This window comes from Phreatobacter aquaticus (assembly GCF_005160265.1).
Classification (GTDB): domain Bacteria; phylum Pseudomonadota; class Alphaproteobacteria; order Rhizobiales; family Phreatobacteraceae; genus Phreatobacter; species Phreatobacter aquaticus.
In genome coordinates, this window is sequence record NZ_CP039865.1 from 20,345 (window position 1) to 37,138 (window position 16,794).

Annotated in this window: 17 protein-coding genes; 10 read left to right on the top strand and 7 right to left on the bottom strand. The window is 65.6% G+C overall.

The genetic code is table 11. The features are described 5' to 3' along the window. Positions 1–157: 157 nt before the first annotated feature. The 4 genes from E8L99_RS00110 to E8L99_RS00125 all read left to right on the top strand — a co-directional run bounded on the left by E8L99_RS00110 (position 158) and on the right by E8L99_RS00125 (position 3,705). The gene (locus tag E8L99_RS00110; RefSeq protein ID WP_137097643.1) at positions 158–796 is read left to right on the top strand and encodes a 2OG-Fe(II) oxygenase; all 639 of its coding nucleotides are present in this window, start codon (positions 158–160) and stop codon (positions 794–796) included. Between the two features lie 218 nt (positions 797–1,014). Continuing rightward, the gene (gene trxB / locus E8L99_RS00115; protein ID WP_137097644.1) at positions 1,015–1,977 is read left to right on the top strand and encodes a thioredoxin-disulfide reductase; all 963 of its coding nucleotides are present in this window, start codon (positions 1,015–1,017) and stop codon (positions 1,975–1,977) included. A 38-nt stretch (positions 1,978–2,015) separates the two neighbouring features. Beyond that, complete coding sequence (locus tag E8L99_RS00120) at positions 2,016–2,906, top strand: LysR family transcriptional regulator (protein WP_137097645.1); 891 nt, start codon at positions 2,016–2,018, stop codon at positions 2,904–2,906. A gap of 88 nt (positions 2,907–2,994) precedes the next feature. Further along, the gene (locus E8L99_RS00125) at positions 2,995–3,705 is read left to right on the top strand and encodes a hypothetical protein (protein ID WP_137097646.1); all 711 of its coding nucleotides are present in this window, start codon (positions 2,995–2,997) and stop codon (positions 3,703–3,705) included. 11 nt (positions 3,706–3,716) lie between these two features. On the opposite strand, the gene E8L99_RS00130 is transcribed toward E8L99_RS00125, so the two are convergent. Then, positions 3,717–3,995 carry an accessory factor UbiK family protein gene (locus E8L99_RS00130; RefSeq protein WP_137097647.1) on the bottom strand — a complete coding sequence of 93 codons (279 nt, stop codon included), beginning with the start codon at positions 3,993–3,995 and terminating at the stop codon, positions 3,717–3,719. Positions 3,996–4,322: 327 nt separating this feature from the next. On the opposite strand from E8L99_RS00130, the gene lgt reads away from it, so the two are divergent. Continuing rightward, on the top strand, positions 4,323–5,138 hold the full coding sequence (gene lgt / locus E8L99_RS00135) for a prolipoprotein diacylglyceryl transferase (RefSeq protein WP_137097648.1): 816 nt from the start codon (positions 4,323–4,325) through the stop codon (positions 5,136–5,138). A gap of 156 nt (positions 5,139–5,294) precedes the next feature. Continuing rightward, a complete protein-coding gene (locus E8L99_RS00140; RefSeq protein ID WP_137097649.1) occupies positions 5,295–6,371 on the top strand; it encodes a class I SAM-dependent methyltransferase in 1,077 nt (358 codons plus the stop codon). Between the two features lie 36 nt (positions 6,372–6,407). Here E8L99_RS00140 and E8L99_RS00145 read toward each other — a convergent pair whose 3' ends face one another. Continuing rightward, entirely contained in the window at positions 6,408–7,793 is a 1,386-nt protein-coding gene (locus tag E8L99_RS00145) for an FAD-binding oxidoreductase (protein WP_137097650.1), read from the bottom strand. Between the two features lie 252 nt (positions 7,794–8,045). Between E8L99_RS00145 and E8L99_RS00150 the strand changes: the two genes are divergently transcribed. From E8L99_RS00150 to E8L99_RS00160, 3 genes are read left to right on the top strand one after another with little or no spacing between them, the layout of a single operon-like run. Next, complete coding sequence (locus tag E8L99_RS00150; RefSeq protein WP_137097651.1) at positions 8,046–9,068, top strand: ABC transporter substrate-binding protein; 1,023 nt, start codon at positions 8,046–8,048, stop codon at positions 9,066–9,068. Between the two features lies 1 nt (position 9,069). Then, the gene (locus tag E8L99_RS00155) at positions 9,070–9,876 is read left to right on the top strand and encodes an ABC transporter ATP-binding protein (protein ID WP_252511210.1); all 807 of its coding nucleotides are present in this window, start codon (positions 9,070–9,072) and stop codon (positions 9,874–9,876) included. Beyond that, positions 9,873–10,760 carry an ABC transporter permease gene (locus E8L99_RS00160; protein WP_137097653.1) on the top strand — a complete coding sequence of 296 codons (888 nt, stop codon included), beginning with the start codon at positions 9,873–9,875 and terminating at the stop codon, positions 10,758–10,760. The genes E8L99_RS00155 and E8L99_RS00160 overlap by 4 nt, the downstream gene beginning before the upstream one ends. Positions 10,761–10,766: 6 nt before the next feature. Here the strand turns inward: E8L99_RS00160 and E8L99_RS00165 are convergent, their stop codons facing one another. From E8L99_RS00165 to E8L99_RS00180, 4 genes are all read right to left on the bottom strand, one after another. Then, positions 10,767–11,174, bottom strand: coding sequence for a type II toxin-antitoxin system VapC family toxin (locus E8L99_RS00165; RefSeq protein WP_137097654.1), 408 nt, complete (start codon positions 11,172–11,174; stop codon positions 10,767–10,769). Beyond that, positions 11,171–11,416: an AbrB/MazE/SpoVT family DNA-binding domain-containing protein gene (locus E8L99_RS00170; RefSeq protein ID WP_137097655.1), complete on the bottom strand. Its 246-nt coding sequence runs from the start codon at positions 11,414–11,416 to the stop codon at positions 11,171–11,173. Before E8L99_RS00170 ends, E8L99_RS00165 begins: the two co-directional genes overlap by 4 nt. Positions 11,417–11,477: 61 nt before the next feature. Beyond that, complete coding sequence (locus E8L99_RS00175) at positions 11,478–12,062, bottom strand: NAD(P)H-dependent oxidoreductase (RefSeq protein ID WP_137097656.1); 585 nt, start codon at positions 12,060–12,062, stop codon at positions 11,478–11,480. Positions 12,063–12,115: 53 nt separating this feature from the next. Continuing rightward, positions 12,116–13,483 (bottom strand): FAD-binding oxidoreductase, encoded by a 1,368-nt coding sequence (locus tag E8L99_RS00180; protein WP_137097657.1) that lies wholly within the window; start codon positions 13,481–13,483, stop codon positions 12,116–12,118. Positions 13,484–13,741: 258 nt separating this feature from the next. Between E8L99_RS00180 and E8L99_RS00185 the strand changes: the two genes are divergently transcribed. Next, positions 13,742–15,412, top strand: coding sequence for a methyl-accepting chemotaxis protein (locus tag E8L99_RS00185; RefSeq protein ID WP_137097658.1), 1,671 nt, complete (start codon positions 13,742–13,744; stop codon positions 15,410–15,412). 169 nt (positions 15,413–15,581) lie between these two features. Here E8L99_RS00185 and E8L99_RS00190 read toward each other — a convergent pair whose 3' ends face one another. Continuing rightward, a complete protein-coding gene (locus E8L99_RS00190) occupies positions 15,582–16,754 on the bottom strand; it encodes an amidohydrolase/deacetylase family metallohydrolase (protein ID WP_137097659.1) in 1,173 nt (390 codons plus the stop codon). Positions 16,755–16,794: the final 40 nt, after the last annotated feature.

Sequence of the window (16,794 nt, forward strand, 5' to 3'; positions counted from 1 at the left end):
GAGACCGGCGAAAACGGCGCGCCTGCTGGAGCGGCTGCGGACGGCGGGGCCGCGCGGCCCCTCTGCACGGCTCCTATTGCACCCTCGGCAACTTTACACAACGCGGTCGAAGGCCTACCTCTCAGCCTCCCCCACGAGAGACTGGAGCCGTCCAGCCATGAGCCTCATCGACCTCGACCGCCTGCGCGCGACGCCCGCCCAGACCGAGCCCTATGACTATCTCGTCGTCCCGAACTTCGTGAAGGCGGACAAGCTTCAGGAGATCCTGAAGGATTATCCGGACGTGCCGGGCCCAGGCTCGCACCCGCCCTCCGTTCTCGACATCCACGGCCGCTTCAAGGATCTCATGACGGAGATCGACCAGGAGCCGTTCCGCAAGCTGATCGAAGAGAAATTCAACGTCGATCTCACCAATCGCCCGACCATGTACACGGTCCGCGGCTTCTGCCGGGCGACCGACGGCAAGATCCACACCGATTCCGAAACCAAGATCATCACCGTCCTGATCTACATGAATGACGACTGGGACGCCGATGGCGGCCGGCTGCGCATTCTGAAGAACGGCACCGACCTGAACGACTTCGCCGCCGAGGTTCCCCCCAATGGCGGGACGCTGCTCGTCTTCAAGCGCTCGGACAAATCCTGGCACGGCCATGAGCCCTTTGCCGGCAAGCGTCGCGCCGTCCAGATGAACTGGGTGACCAGCAAGGCGGTGGTGGATCATGAGCAGGGCCGTCATGCCCGCTCGAGCATGTTGAAGAAATTCATTCGGAAGATCACAGGGCGGGCGGCCTAGGCCACCAGCCCTAGACCATCTGATTCCACCGCGAAATGGCGGAAAATGGGTCGTCCCGGCGAAAGCCGCGGGCGACTCATTCATTTTCGAGATCAATCAAATCAGGGAAAGTCACCACTTGAGCCTTGCGCAGTGCGCATAGCTTGCTCAAAATAGTGAGCAGTCGGATTCTTGATGCCGACATATTTCTCCGCACCCCCCGCCGGCTGGAGCGCGCCATGGGCGTCCACCACGAACGCGTCGTCATCATCGGTTCCGGCCCCGCCGGATACACGGCTGCAATCTATGCCGCGCGCGCCATGCTGAAGCCGGTCATGATCCAGGGCATCCAGCCCGGCGGCCAGCTGACCATCACCACCGATGTCGAGAATTATCCCGGCTTCGCCGATGTCATCCAGGGCCCCTGGCTCATGGAGCAGATGCAGAAGCAGGCCGAGCATGTCGGCACCCGCGTCATCTATGACCATGTCGCCAAGGTCGACCTGTCGGCACGTCCGTTCCGGCTCGAATGCGAATCCGGCGAGGTCTATTTTGCCGAGGCGCTGATCGTCGCCACCGGCGCTCAGGCCAAGTGGCTCGATCTTCCCTCCGAGCAGAAATTCCGCGGCTTCGGCGTCTCGGCCTGCGCCACCTGCGACGGCTTCTTCTACCGCAACAAGGAAGTCATCGTGGTCGGCGGCGGCAACACCGCAGTCGAGGAAGCGCTGTTCCTGACCAATTTCGCCTCCAGGGTGACGGTCGTGCACCGGCGCGACTCGTTCCGCGCCGAGCGCATCCTGCAGGACCGGCTGTTTGCCCATCCCAAGGTCGAGGTCATCTGGGACAGCGCCATCGACGAGATCATGGGCAGGTCCGATCCCTCGGCCGTCACCACGGTCAGGCTGAAGAACGTCAAGACCGGCGAGACATCAGAGAGGCCGACCGACGGCGTCTTCGTCGCCATCGGCCACGCGCCGGCCGTCGAACTCTTTGTCGGGCAATTGAAGCAGAAGCCGTCGGGCTATCTGTGGACCGCGCCCGATTCCACCGCCACCGACATACCCGGCGTCTTTGCCGCCGGCGACGTCACCGACGACATCTACCGCCAGGCGGTCACCGCCGCTGGAATGGGATGCATGGCTGCCCTCGAAGCCGAACGGTTTCTCGCCCACCACGCGACGACCCGCCAAGCCGCTGAATAAGCCCGCCAGAGCACCCGGCGCCTGAGGAGGGCGATCCGATGGACTGGGACAAGTTGCGTATCTTTCATGCGGCGGCGGCCGCGGGAAGCTTCACCCATGCCGCCGACACGCTCGGGCTGTCGCAATCGGCGGTCTCGCGGCAGGTCTCGTCGCTGGAACAGGACCTGAAGGTTCCGCTGTTCCACCGCCATGCCCGTGGCCTTGTGCTCACCGAACAGGGCGAGCTGCTCTATCACACGGCGCAGGACGTGCTGATGAAGCTCGAAAGCGCCAAGATCAAGCTGACCGATTCGAAGGAACGGCCGCACGGCGAGCTCAAGGTGACGACCACGGTCGGCCTCGGCACCGCCTGGCTGGCGCCGCGGCTTGGCGAATTCCTCGATCTCTATCCCGACATCCAGATCAAGGTCCTGCTCACCGACGAAGAGCTCGATCTGTCGATGCGCGAGGCCGATGTCGGCATCCGCGTGCGCCAGCCGGTCCAGCCCGACCTCATCCAGCGCAAGCTCTTCCAGATCAAGTTCCACGCCTATGCCTCGTCGGACTACCTGAAGCGCAACGGCACGCCGAAATCGGCAACCGAGCTCGACGGCCACCGCATCCTGGCCTTTGGCGGCCGCGCGCCGAACTACATGCAGAACGTCACCTGGCTGGCCACCGCCGGGCGCAACGGCATGGCGCCGCGCTCCTATGCGATGACCATCAACAACATTTCCGGCCTGGTGGCGGCTGTGGAGAACGGCATCGGCATCGCGGTCCTGCCCGACTATCTCGTCCGCGACGGCTCAGGCCTTGTGCAGATCCTGGACGACGAGGAAATGCCGGTGCTCGACGGCTGGTTCGTCTATCCGGAGGAGCTGAAGTCTGTCGCCCGCGTGCAGGTGTTCCGCGACTTCCTGGTCTCCAAGGCCCAGCGCTGGCCGGGCTGAGCCGGCTCTTGCCGGTATTTTCGGCTGGACAATCCGCCGGCTTGCCGCAACCTGTCGCAGACTTGTGACAGGGGCGGGAGCGGGGTCCATGGCCGAGATCGATCGACGCGCCGCCTTTGGCGCCTTGCTGCCGCTTGTTGTCGCGGCAGGAGCGGTTGTGGCCACCTACCAGACCGGTCTCGCGATTCCCGCGATCGAGGCGGCCTTCGGCTCCAGTCTGCTCACCTTTGGCCCGGCCGCTGACCTGATGCCGGGCATCGCCTTCGCAATCATCTTCGTCCTCGTCCGGCTCATCGTGCTGCTGATCGTGGCCGACCGCCCGCCCTTCCTGCTGCGGCTTGTCCTGCTGCCCGTGGCCATGGCGATCGTTCTGGCGGCGGCGCTCTATCCAACCTTCGGCGGATTGATCCTCCAGCCCGGACTGGCGGCGGGCGGCAGGCTGGATGCGCCTGCCCTGCACGCCCTGACCGGTTATGGCATTGCCGCCGACGGCGCGCTTGCCGGCGTCATGCTGGCTCTTGTCACGATGATCGCCCGGGGCGTGATCGACTGGTCCTGGGGCTTCACATGGGGTAAGCCGGTCCGCGCGCTGCTGGCGCTCCTCGCCTATGCCTTCATGGGAATGGTGCTGGCAGCCGGATGGAGCCCGCTTGCGGCCTCCGGCGAGGTGTTCCCGCGCGTGCCGCTGACCCTCGTTGGCACTATCGGCCTTGTCGGCCTCGTCGTGGTGGCAACCGTGCCGCAGGTCCTGGTGGCAGCCCTGGGTGACGCGGCGCGGAGAAGCCCGCCCGCGTCCTGAAAAAGCCGGGCTTACTTCTCGCCCTTTTTCGTCTTGGCGGCAGTAGCCAGGCTTGCCTCCAGCGCGTCGAGACGCGCCTTCAGTGCCTCGTTCTCCTCACGCGCCTTCACCGCCATCTCCCTGACGGCCTCGAACTCCTCGCGGCTCGGCAGGTCGAGATCCTTCAGGAAGCGCTCGGCCTGGGTCTTCACGAAAGTGTCGGCCTCGCGCTTGACACCCTGCGCGAGCCCTGCGGCGTCGGTGAGGAACTTGGCGAACTCGTCGGCGATCCGGTCGGTGGTCTGGGACATGGGGCAGGCTCCGTGGCTCGACAGGGTATGGGGTCGGCGGGCGGCGCGCGCAAGGGTCTAAGGGTGAAGGGCGACGGGCGACGGGCGACGGGCGAATGGGGAAGAACCCCACCCCAACCCTCCCCGCAAGCGGGGAGGGAGTTCCCAGTGCGTCAGCGGTCCAATCGCGCTGCCAACTGATCAAGTGGCACGCTCGCGCTGATGCTGGCAGATTGCGATCGGAGTCTGGAACAGGCGCGCAAGGCCCCCTCCCCGCTTGCGGGGAGGGTTGGGGTGGGGCATTGCTCAACCGCACGCAGCACCAAGCCGATCGCGATTGCCCCGCCCATGCCGCTTCTCGCCATCCCCTTCCCCGCCTTCGATCCCGTCCTGATCCAGGTCGGCCCGCTGGCGATCCGCTGGTACGCGCTCGCCTATATTGTCGGCTTCCTGTTCGGCTGGTGGCTGGCGAAGAAGCTCATCGCCACGACCCGTCTCTGGCGGGGCAACACCTCGCCTTTCGATCCGGCCCTCATCGACGACGCCATCGTCTGGGCGGCGCTCGCCGGCATCCTGGGTGGGCGGCTCGCCTTCGTCTTCGTCTACAATCTCGACTATTACCTGGCGAACCCCGCTTCCATCCTGGCGGTCTGGGAGGGCGGCATGGCCTTCCACGGCGGGATCATCGGCGTCGCGGTCGGCCTGCTCATCTTCGCGCGCCGCAACCAGATCCCGGTCCTGCCGCTGATCGATGTCGCCGCCGTTGTCGCCCCTATCGGCATCGCGCTCGGCCGCCTCGCCAATTTCATCAAGCCCGAGCTCTGGGGCCGCGTCACCGATGCGCCCTGGGGGGTGGTGTTCCCAGGCGCCGGCCCCGATCCTCGCCATCCAAGCCAGATCTACCAGGCCTTCACCGAAGGGCTGCTGTTGTTCGCAGTCCTGCTGATCGTCGCCCGCACCGGTGGCTTGAAGCGGCCAGGCATGCTGGCCGGCTGTTTCGGTATCGGCTATGGCCTTGCCCGCTCGTTTGGTGAATTGTTCCGCCAACCCGACCCGCAGCTCGGCTTCCTGTTCGCCGGCGCCACGATGGGGCAGCTCCTGTCGCTGCCGCTGATCGCAGTCGGGCTCTGGCTTGTGATCCGGTCGCAGAAGGCCGATGCTTGACCACCGAACGCGCTACCACCAGCGTCATGCCCGCCCTTGTGGCGGGCATCCACGCCTTGTCGTCCAACGAGCGGAAGCGAAGGCGTGGATGGCCGGGACAAGCCCGGCCATGACGGCGAAAACGACGGCGCTGCAACCGGTCGAATGGCGCACCTCATGACGCCCCTTGAGGCCGAGCTGCGCGTCCTGATCGCGACCGACGGCCCGATCCCGGTCGACCGCTACATGGCGCTGGCGCTCGGCCATCCCCGCCATGGCTATTACATGACGCGCGATCCGCTGGGCGTGGGCGGCGACTTCGTCACGGCGCCCGAGATCAGCCAAGTCTTCGGCGAACTGATCGGTATCTGGGCTGCCTCTATCTGGCAGCGGATGGGCAGCCCCTCGCCCGTCCGCCTCGTCGAACTTGGCCCCGGCCGTGGCACGCTGATGGCGGATATTTTGCGCAGCGCCCAGAGCATGGCTGGGTTTCGCGCGGCGCTGGATGTCCATCTGGTCGAGACCTCGCCCCTGCTGGCGGCGCTGCAGAAGGAGCGGCTGGGCGCGGCCCATGTCACCTGGCATCGCGGCCTCGACACCGTTCCCGGCGGTGCGACCATCCTCGTCGCCAATGAATTCCTCGACGCCTTGCCGGTCCGCCAGTTCGTCATGATCGGGACGGGCTGGCGCGAGCGCGTCATCGGCATCCATGAAGACCGCCTGGCCTTCGGCCTCGCGCCCGATCCGGTGCCGCCCGCACTCATCCCCGAGCCACTGCGCGATGCGGCCGAGGGCGCGGTCGCCGAGATCTGCCCCGCCTTCGACAGCCTCGCCCGCGAACTCGGCGAGTGCGCCGCGCGCCATCCGCTGGCAGCCCTGTTTGTCGACTACGGCCATGCCGAGACGCAAATGGGCGAAACCCTGCAGGCGGTGAAGGCCCACCGCTTCGTGCCGGTGCTCGATGATCCAGGCGAGGCCGACATCACGGCCCATGTCGACTTTGCCGCGCTGGCCCGCGCCGCCGAGGCCCACGGCCTTGCCGCGACCCCGGTCATCACGCAGCGCGACCTGCTGTTCCGCCTCGGCCTGCAGGCACGCGCGGAGGCGCTCGCGAAAGCCAATCCCGACGCCTTCCCGGCTCTCAAACACGCCGTCGAACGGCTGATCGATCCGGGTCCCACCGGCATGGGCCAGATGTTCAAGGCGATCACCCTGGCGTCAGGCAGCCCCTCACGTCCGGCCGAAGCCAGCTGAACGACGAGGCGCTGCCGGGCACGCTCGGGCTGTCGACTATTCCGCCGCTTCCTGCCCTGCGGCCTCCCAGCCGAGCAACTTGCCGGGATTCATCAGGCCATGGGGATCGGCGAGCCGCTTGAACTCCGGCTGCGGTGCGTCGATGCGCTTCCAGCCGGCATTGTTCAGCACATAGGTATGCGGGTTGGAGGGCTGGACGCCGGCCTTGGCCGCAACCGCCATGATCTCGTCGAGCCGCTCGGCCGTCGTGAATTTCACGATCGGCAGCGACGAGGTGATCACCTTGCCCTCACGGCGCTGGAACTCGAGGTGGAAATAGACGTCCTCGTGGAATTCCTTCTCGGCCCAGGCGACGAGATCGAGATTGTTCGGCGCGGGAAAGCGCAGCTGCAGATAGGTGATGGTCGGCTCCATCTTCAGCGCGTGGAGCGTCGTGTGGTTCCAGGTATATTCGTAGAGCGGACCCGGGCCGCCGCGGCTCTTGTGCGTGCCGAAGGCGACCGCCTTGGCCTCCTCCGCCGATCGGCGGAACGTCACCTTGCCCTTGTGGTCGGCGATCAGCAGTTCCAGCGTGTCGGCCTGCGGCTCCGAGATCATCAGCACGGCGAAGGCGCGGCCCTCTTCTAGATAGGGCGCGAGGCGGCGCAGATAGGGCACGATGCGCGGATCGTGGATCGACACCAGCTTCTTCGCCAGCGCGTCGCATTCCATGAAGGCCTGGCCGAAGCGGGCGGCGGCGGTGAGGTTGTCGAAGGTGACGATGCGCTCGGCCCAGTCATGGGCGGGGGCGGTCGGGATTTCCACCTCGGTGATGATGCCGTTGACGCCATAGGCGTGCATGACCTTGAGGATCTCGCGGCCGCGCAATTCGATCAGCCGCGGCTCGGCCTCGACCGTCATCACCTCCAGCGCCGTGACGGCGCCAAGATTGTCGATCTGGCCCCAGGTGCAGGAGCCGATGCCGCCGGCGCCACCGGCCACGAAGCCGCCGATGGTCGCCTGCGCGCGGGTCGAGGGATGGAAGCGCAGCTCCTGGCCGTGGCCATCGAGCAGCTTGTCCATGTCGAGCATGTTGGCGCCCGCCTCGAAGCGGGCAGCGCCGCGCTTGGCGAACACCATCCGGTCGAGCTTGCGCATGTCGACGACGACGCCGCCCGCCAGCGGCACGGCCTGGCCGTAATTGCCAGTGCCGCCACCGCGGATGACCAGCGGCACGCGGTGGCGCGCGCAGGCCGAGGCAATCCGCCGCAGCTCGTCCTTGGTGGTGGGCGTCACCACGAGATCGGCGACCTTGCCCTCCAGCTCCGGCTTCAGCACCGGCGAGAACCAGAAGAAGTCGCGGCTCGCCATGCGGACGGTTGCCGCGTCATCGGCGATCGACAATCCCGCGAGGTCGGCACGCAGCCGGTCGAGTGCAGTCATGAACTTATCCTGTATCGGCGCCAGAGCGGGGGGGCTTTGGACAGCTTGCCAAAAAGCGGCGGTCTGCGCCACGTCTGACACAGCTGGGGATGGCATGCCGCATGCGCTCATCGCGGTGGCAATGTGCCGCAAACTTGTGCAAGGCTTCTCGCCAAGATTGCGCTTGAATGGCGATGCGGTCGGCATGCTGATTGCTCGGCGCACAGGGATAGACAGATTGTTCCTCTACGGGACGACCACGGAGTTGCCACCATGTCGCTTGTTCGTTTCTCCCGCCGCAAGGCTCTGGCCCTCGGCGCCGGCGTGTCCGCCGCCTACCTGATGCGTTCCGATCTTGCCACGGCCCAGGGCCTCGACAAGGTGTCCTACCAGACCAATTGGCGCGCCCAGGCCGAGCATGGCGGATTCTACCAGGCGGTTGCCGCCGGCATTTACAAGAAGTACGGCATCGAGGCGGATATCCGCATGGGCGGCCCGCAGCAGAACCCCTCGCAGCTGCTGCTCGGCGGCCGCGTCGACATGGTCATGTCGAACTCGTTCGAGGCCGTCCGCTATGTCCAGGAGAACCTGCCCTTCCTGTGCATCGGCTCGATCTTCCAGAAGGACCCGCAGGTCATCATCTGCCATCCCGGCGTCGGCAATGACTCCTTTGCGGCGCTGAAGGGCAAGACAATCCTGGTCGCCGCCGGCGGACGCACCTCCTACTGGCCCTATCTCAAGGCGCGCTTCGGCTTCACCGACGAGCAGATCCGCCCCTACACGTTCAACATGGCGCCGTTCCTGGCCGACAAGAATGTCTGCCAGCAGGGCTTCCTGTCGTCCGAGCCGTTCGCGATCCAGCAGCAGGGCGGGGTCAACCCGCTGGTCCACCTGATCGCCGATTCCGGCTATGCCAATTACAACACCACCATCAACATCTCGAAGAAGATGGTCGACGAGCGCACCGACGTGGTGCAGCGCTTCGTCACCGCCTCGCTGGAAGGCTGGGCCGAGTACATGAAGGGTGGCGCCGCGGTGGCGGAGGCCAACAAGCTGATCCTGCGTGACAATCCCGACATGGATCAGAAGAAGATCGACTATGCGGTCAAGGTCATGACCGAGAACGGCATCGTCATGTCGGGCGATGCGACCACGCTCGGCATCGGCGCCATGACCGATGCACGCTGGGAAACCTTCTACACCCAGATGCGCGATGCCGGCGTGTTCCCGGCTGGCGTGGACTACAAGAAGGCGTATGACCTGCGCTTCATCAACAAGGGTGTGGGCAAGGCCTGACGTGACTGCGATTCTCTCCCCCGACCGGGCGCAGGCGGGCGGCAAGCCGCTCGTCTCCATCCAACATGTCTCCAAGCAGTTCGCGAACGGCACGATTGCCGTCCGCGACGTGCATCTCGATCTGGCGGCCGGCGAATTCGTCTCGCTGCTGGGACCGTCGGGCTGCGGCAAGTCCACGCTGCTCAGGATGATCGCCGGGTTGGGCGAGCCCAGCGCCGGCTCGATCGACTGGTCGACCATGAGCCACGACGCCTGGGGCAGGCCGGCCCGCGAACTCGGCTTCGTCTTCCAGGACCCGACGCTGATGCCCTGGGCGACCGCGCTCGACAACGTCATCCTGCCGCTGAAACTGTGCGGCACGGGCAAGAGCGAGGCGCAGGCACGCGGTGTCGAGATGCTGGCTCTCGTCGGCCTCAAGGGCTTCGAGGCGAGCTATCCGCGGGAACTGTCGGGCGGCATGAAGATGCGCGTGTCGATTGCCCGTGCTCTCGTCACCCAGCCAAAGATCCTGCTGATGGACGAGCCCTTCGCGGCACTCGACGAGATCACGCGCCACAAGCTCAACGACGATCTCCTGCGTCTGTGGGAGGCCAACCGCTTCACCGCCGTCTTCGTCACCCATTCGGTGTTCGAGAGCGTCTATCTCTCGCAGCGCATTGTCGTGATGGCCGCGCGGCCCGGCCGCGTGATGGCGGATCTGAGAGTCGAGGCGCCCTATCCGCGCGACGACCTGTTCCGTACCTCCGCCGACTATGCCCATTGGTGCCGCATCGCATCCGAGCGGCTGAAGGAGGCCATCTCGTCATGAGCGAAACGAGCCTCAACTCCGCCGTCGCCGTCCCCCATGACGGCACCGATGCCGAAGCGCGTCCGATCTTCCGTGAGGATCGCAAGGTGCTGGGCATTTCCACCGAGACCTGGCCCGGCATCATCGCGCCGGTGGTCATCGGGCTCCTGGCGCTTGGCGCCTGGGAAGCGATCGTCCGGATCAAGGATATTCCGTCCTTCATCCTGCCGGGACCCCTGCTCATCATCCAGACACTGTTCCTCGACTGGGGCACGCTGTCGACCTCGCTATGGGTGACGCTGCGCATCACGGCCGCGGCGCTGATCGCGGCGGTGACGCTGGGGGTCGGCCTCGCCGTCCTGTTCACCCAGTCGAAATGGCTGGAAAAATCGCTGTTTCCCTACGCGGTGATCCTGCAGGTGACGCCGGTCGTGTCGATCGCACCGCTGATCATCATCTGGGTCGGCGACATCACGCTGTCGCTGCTGATCTGTGCCTGGATCGTCGCCTTCTTCCCGATCCTGTCCAACACGATCCTCGGGCTCAACTCCGCCGACCACAATCTCAGGAACCTGTTCGAGCTCTACGGCGCCTCGCGCTGGCAGACCTTGCGCCATCTCCGCCTGCCGGCTGCCCTTCCCTACTTCCTCGGCGGGCTGAAAATTTCGGGCGGCCTCGCACTGATCGGCGCTGTCGTCGCCGAATTCGTTGCCGGCTCCGGCGGCACGTCATCCGGCCTCGCCTACCGCATCCTCGAGGCGGGCTACCAGCTGAAGATCCCGCGCATGTTCGCGGCCCTGATCATGATCTCCATGTCAGGCATCGCGATCTTCCTCGCCATCTCCTGGCTGTCGCATGTTCTACTGCGTCGCTGGCACGAGAGCGCGGTGAAGCGGGAGAACTGAGAGAAGTCAGGGCGTGTCCGGCGCGATCAGCCGGACCGCCGGGAAATAGGTGCGGAAGCGCCGGGTGTCGCGCGTGAGGATGGCGTGGCCAATGACCTCGGCATGGGCTCCGATCAGGAAGTCTGCGAGGAGGCTCGTTCGAGGCCCGCCGGACTCGCGATAAGCCGCAAAGGCCTTGCCGGCGCGAAACAAGGCGTCGGGCGGTGTCTCCTCCAGCTTCACTTCAAGCCGGTCGAGCCAGGCCGTCAGGTCGGATCGCTTGTCAAATCGCGCCGAGAGTTCGGCATAGTTGATCGGCGTGGTCACAACGGGACCGGCATTGCCGGCGGCGATCACTTGCTCGGTGGACCATCTGGCCCAGGTGGGATCGTCACTGAAGATGTCGATGAGCACATTCGTGTCGACGACCGTCAATCGTCACCCCTGATCATCTTCATGAAGTCGTCGGTGGGCATCATGCCCTTCAGCGGGGCTGCGCGTCGAACCGACTCGACCTTCTCGCGATAGCTCAGCGCGGGGCTCTCGCCCGCGGGAGCGATCGACACACTGCCATCGGTCGCGAGCGTCACGGAGACCTTGTCGCCCGGCTTGATGCCGGCGGCGTCGCGAACGGCCTTCGGGATGGTGACCTGGCCTTTCACCGTCATGGTGGTCATGGTCGGTCTCCTCGGTAATACTGAGAAGGTAATACCGCTTGAGGGGCCGATCAAGACGGCCCTACACCCCCGCCATCGCCGCCTTCACCTTCGCGATGAACGCCGTGCGGCTCTCTGGCGTCGCGACGTTCATGTGATAGTGCGCGAGATAGCGACGCTTCGCCTTCCAGCCTGTGAACCACCACAGATAGCGCATGACGATCTTGCGCGGCGGGTCGCCCATGAACTTGGCGTACCACCAGGGCCGGCCATAGGTGACGATGCCGGTGATCGAACGGATATGGCCGAGCAGGGGCTTGACCGCCGCGGGGTCGGAAATGTCGAAGCCGACGCCCGGCATGAACATCCGGTCGAAAAAGCCCTTGAGCATGGCGGGCGGACCGAAACTCCAGGTCGGGAACTGGACGACAATGGCCTCGGCCGCGCGCAGGCGGGCGATCGGGTCTTCGAGCCCGGTCTGGTTGATGGACGTGTCGTGATAGCGGCGGCGACCGTCTTCCGAGAGCACGGGATCGAAGCCCTCGGCATAAAGGTCCATCAGGTCGACCTCGTGGCCTGCGGCCTTGAGGGCGGCGAGCGCCTCGGCGCGGATCGCGGCGTGGAAGCTCTCGGGCAGCGGGTGGCAGTAGAGATAGAGGATGCGCATGGGTCTCGCCTGAAGGGCTGGGGCAGTCCGGTTCCGCAAATCCCGTGCCGGGCTCAGCGGACCGCGACGAAGCTCGCCATCTTGCCGGGATTGAGCAGCCCCATCGGATCGACATCGGCCTTGAAGCCGAGCTGGTCGGCATCGGCCCGCTTGTGGCGCGAACCATCCTCCAGGCTCACCACATGGGGATTGGCGACGAAGACGCCGCGCGCCTCATGCATCGCGATGATCTCGTTCAGCCGCTCCGGCGTCGAATAGCGCACGACCGGCAGGGCCGAGCACGTGATGTTGCCGGCGAAGCGGATGAATTCGAGATGGGGCAGAACCTCGTCGGGGAACAGCGCCATCATCTCGGCCACGCTCTCCGCCAGCCGGTCATGGGGATAGAGCAGCTGCAGATAGGTGATCGAGCGATCGGTCTTCAGCCATTGCAGCGTCGTGTGGTTCCACGCGAATTCGTAGAGCGGCACCTTGCCGGGCCCCTCTTCCGAGGGACGCTCATAGGTGATCGTTCCGCGCCCGCCGAGAATGGCGCGAAAGCTCTCCAGGAACGGCTCTGCGATCATGGAGATGAGGATCGCCTTGCCCTCCGGACAGGCGGATTTCAGGCTACCGAAATAGCCGGGGATCGGCCAGGCGATCGGTGTCACCAGCTTTTTCACCACGCCGTCGGCATGGGCAATGGCGCGGCCGGCCTCGAAGGCCTCCTCGAATGTGTCGAAGGCGGCAATGACGTCGATCCAGGGCCAGGCAGGCGCCAGCGGCATTTCCAGTTCGGTGATGATGCCGGTCGTGCCATAGGCGCGATTGACCTTCTGGGCCGCATCCTGCCGGAGCTCGAGCACCCGGGGCTCCTCCTCGACCGTCACGATGCGCGCCGCCAGGATATTGCCCGGCTCGCGCAAGCCGCCATAGGTCACCGAACCGACCCCGCCTGACCCGCCAGCCACAAAGCCGCCGATGGTGGCCGTGCGCTTGGTTGAAGGATGCATGCGCAACTCGTAGTTGGTTTCACGAGTTGTCTGATCGAGGGCCAGAATGTTGGTCCCGGCCCGCACACGCACCACGCCCGGCTTCTGCCACACGACGCCGGTAATGTCGGTCATGTCGAGCAGGACGCCGCCTTGCAGCGGCATGGCCTGGCCGTAATTGCCGGTGCCCCCGGCCCTCACCGTCAGGGGAATGCGCAGTTTCGCGCAGGCGGCCGCCGTGCGGATCACATCGGCCTCGTCGCGCGGACGCACGATGATGTCACCGGCAACAGCTTTCAGTTCCTCGGCCAGAATGGGCGAATACCAGAAGAAATCGCGCGATCTGCGGCGAACAATGGTGCGATCCGTGATGATCGGGACGTCGCCCAGCAGGGCGGTGAGGGCGTCGATCGGATAGCGGGAGAGCTGGGACGTCTGGTGCACGGTCATGGCGGTTCCTGAGGGGTCCCCCATGATGGCGGCGTCAGCCCCCGGCTTGCAAGGTGGACATGGGCCGGTGGTGACCGATCGGGAGAATTTCAGAAAAGGCAAGAAATCCGGGGCACATCGGATCAGTTGTCAGCCCTGATCCTGGAATTTGACGCCTGCAAACCATTGCAACCTGTAGGCGCATTTCCCTACGGCGTTTAACGTTTTTATAGCGATTTTTACGGATGCTACGGATGAATAATTAGCCGGAGAATTGTGTTGAGCATCAAGTCCCGTCTCATGGTCGTCGTCACCGGCATGGCCGCCGCCGCCCTGATCATCGGTGCCGTTGCCGTCTACGGCTTCCAGCGCTATCAGACCGTCGTCACCGAGAACGAGCGCAACGGCCGGATCGCATTGCTGGCCGAGCGCGCCAACGGGCTGATCTACGCCGTCGTCATGGAATCGCGCGGCATCTACATGTCGGATGAGAAGGCGGCGCTCGAGCGCTTCGCAGTCGGCCAGGACCGCCAGCTTGCCGCGTTCCGGGCGACCGTCACCGAATGGGCGTCGCTGGTCCGTCCGGAAGACCGCGAGGCAAGCCAGCGGCTGCTGACCCAGACCGACGCCTTCATCAAGCTGCGCAATGAACTGGCCCAGGCCGGCCGCACGCAGGGCAATGGTGCTGCCCGGCAGATCGGCGACAACGACGCCAACCGGGCCACCCGCCAGCGGCTCAACACCGAAATGGCGGCGTTGGCCGAGATCAATTCCAAGCGCATCCACGCCCTGAGCGCCGAGGTCGAGACGGCCAAGGATTTCCTGACCAAACTGGTCATCGCGACCATCGGTCTGGCCATCGCGGCTGCAGCCCTTGCCTTCTGGATCGTGCTTGCCGGCGTCACCCGGCCGTTGACCCGCCTCACCACGGCCGTCAGCGCGGTGGCCGAGGGTAAGTCCGATGTCGCTGTGAGCGATACCGAGCGCAAGGACGAGATCGGCGAACTCGCCCGTTCCGTCCTCGTCTTCCGCGACAATGCCGCCGAGATGGACAGGCTCAAGATTGCCGAGATCGAGCGCGAGAAGACCACGAAGGCCGAACGCACCCGCGACATGGAGCGGCTCGCCGACGAATTTTCCGCCACCGTCCAGTCGGTCGTGCACACGGTGACCGTGTCGGCGGAGGAGATTGTCGCCGGCGCAGGTCAGGTCGGCGGTGTCGCGCAGCACGTACTGGAACTCGGCAAGGCTGTGGCCACCAACTCATCGCATGCCACCCGCAGCGTCGAAAGCGCCGCGGACTCGGCCCAGGAACTGGCCTCGTCGATCGGCGAGATCTCCAGCCGCACGGCTCAGGCCCAGGAAATTGCCGCTTCCGCCGTCGAGCAGGCCACCCGCACCGGAGCGATTGTCGGGACGCTGGCGGCTTCGACCCAGAAGATCGGCGATGTGGTCAGCCTGATCAACGCGATCGCCGCCCAGACCAATCTGCTCGCACTGAATGCCACGATCGAGGCGGCGCGGGCTGGCGAAGCCGGCAAGGGCTTTGCGGTGGTCGCCTCGGAGGTGAAGAGCCTGGCGTCGCAGACGTCGAAGGCGACCGAGGAAATCGCCAGCCAGATCGGCGCCGTGCAGGCCGCGACCAACGAGGCCGTGTCAGCGATTGGCGAGATCAACCGGACGATCGGCGAGATCAATTCGGTGTCGTCGTCAATCATGGCGGCGGTGGAGGAGCAGTCGGCGGTCACCAATGGCATTGCCGGCTCCGTGGCCGAAGCGGCTCACGGCACCCGCACCGTGGAGGGCGACATCGGCCGGGTCACGCGGGCCGCCGAAGAGACCAGCAAGGCTGCCGCCACCATGTCGGGTTCCGCCGAGCGGCTGCGCGAAGGATCGGTCCAGCTCGACAGCGCGGTGGACGGCTTCCTCAGCCGCATCCGCGCCGCCTAAGGCCGATCTGGGGAGCTTCACGAAGGCCCCACCCTAACCCTCCCCGCAAGCGGGGAGGGAATTCTCGCGCCAGGTTCACCGCCTTTGCACCCATGGACGGGCCACGCGCGACCTGCCCCCTCCCCTCATGAGGGGAGGGTTGGGGGGGTATTCGGCGGATCGCCGGGCTTCAGGCAGTCGCAAGCTTCCGGAACTTGTTCGACCGCTTCGGGTGCCACCACTTGCCGGCGATGACCGTGCCCTGGGAGACGATCTTCTTGTCACCGATGAGATGCTCGCCATCGACGTCGACATAGTCGAACTTGCCGTCCTTGATGGTCAGGATCGTCGCGTCGCCCACCGAACCCGGCTTCAGGCTGCCGAGTTCCGGCCGCTTCAGCGCCATGGCAGCATTGACGGTGGAGGCCGCGATCACGCGGTCCAGCGGCATGCCCATGCACAGGAACTTCGACAGGGTCGTCACCTGGTCGAAGGCCGGGCCCTCGATGCAGAGCGTGTGGACGTCGGAGGAGATGACGTCCGGCTCGAAGCCACCGGCCAGCATGTTGCGCGTCGTCTTGAACGAGAACGAGCCCTTGCCGTGGCCGATATCGAAGATGACGCCCTTCTTGCGGGCGGCGATGACCTCCGGCTTGATCGCGCCCTGGGCGGTGCACGGCGCGTTCGGGAACGGGCGGAAGGCATGGGTCAGCACGTCGCCCGGGCGCAGGCGGCCGATGACATGCTCGTAAGACGGCGGCGGATGGTCGATATGGCACATCAGCGGCATGCCGACCTCGTTGGCCACTTGCAGCGCCAGATCCAGCGCCGCCTCGCCATTGGTCCCCGAGGCATGCAGGCCGACGCGCACCTTGATGCCGACGATCAGGTCGCGGTTGGCATCGGCCACCTTGACGCAGTCGATCGGATTCATGTGCAGGATCTCGCGGCTCTCGCCGACCATGACCCGCTTGTCGAAGCCGTAGATGCCGGCATGGCTGACATGGAGATAGGCGAGGATGCGGACCTGGCTCTTCTCGATGACGTGCTTGCGGAAACCCATCCAGTTGCCGGGACCGGCCGAGCCGGTGTCGATGGCGGTGGTGACGCCGGAGGTGCGGCAGAACTCTTCCGCATCGATGCCGAGCGACGTGCCCCCCCAATAGACGTGGGTGTGCAGGTCGATCAGGCCGGGGGACACGATATAGCCGGTGACGTCGCGGATCTCGGTCTTGGGGCCGGGTTTCAGGTCCTTGCCCACGGCTGCCACCTTGCCGCCGGTGAAGGCGACGTCGCGCACACCGTCAAGCTTCTGCGAGGGGTCGATTACGCGGCCACCGCGCAGGATCAGGTCGAACGTCATCTAGGTCTCCAATTGGCTTGTGCGGAGCAAGAGAACAGGT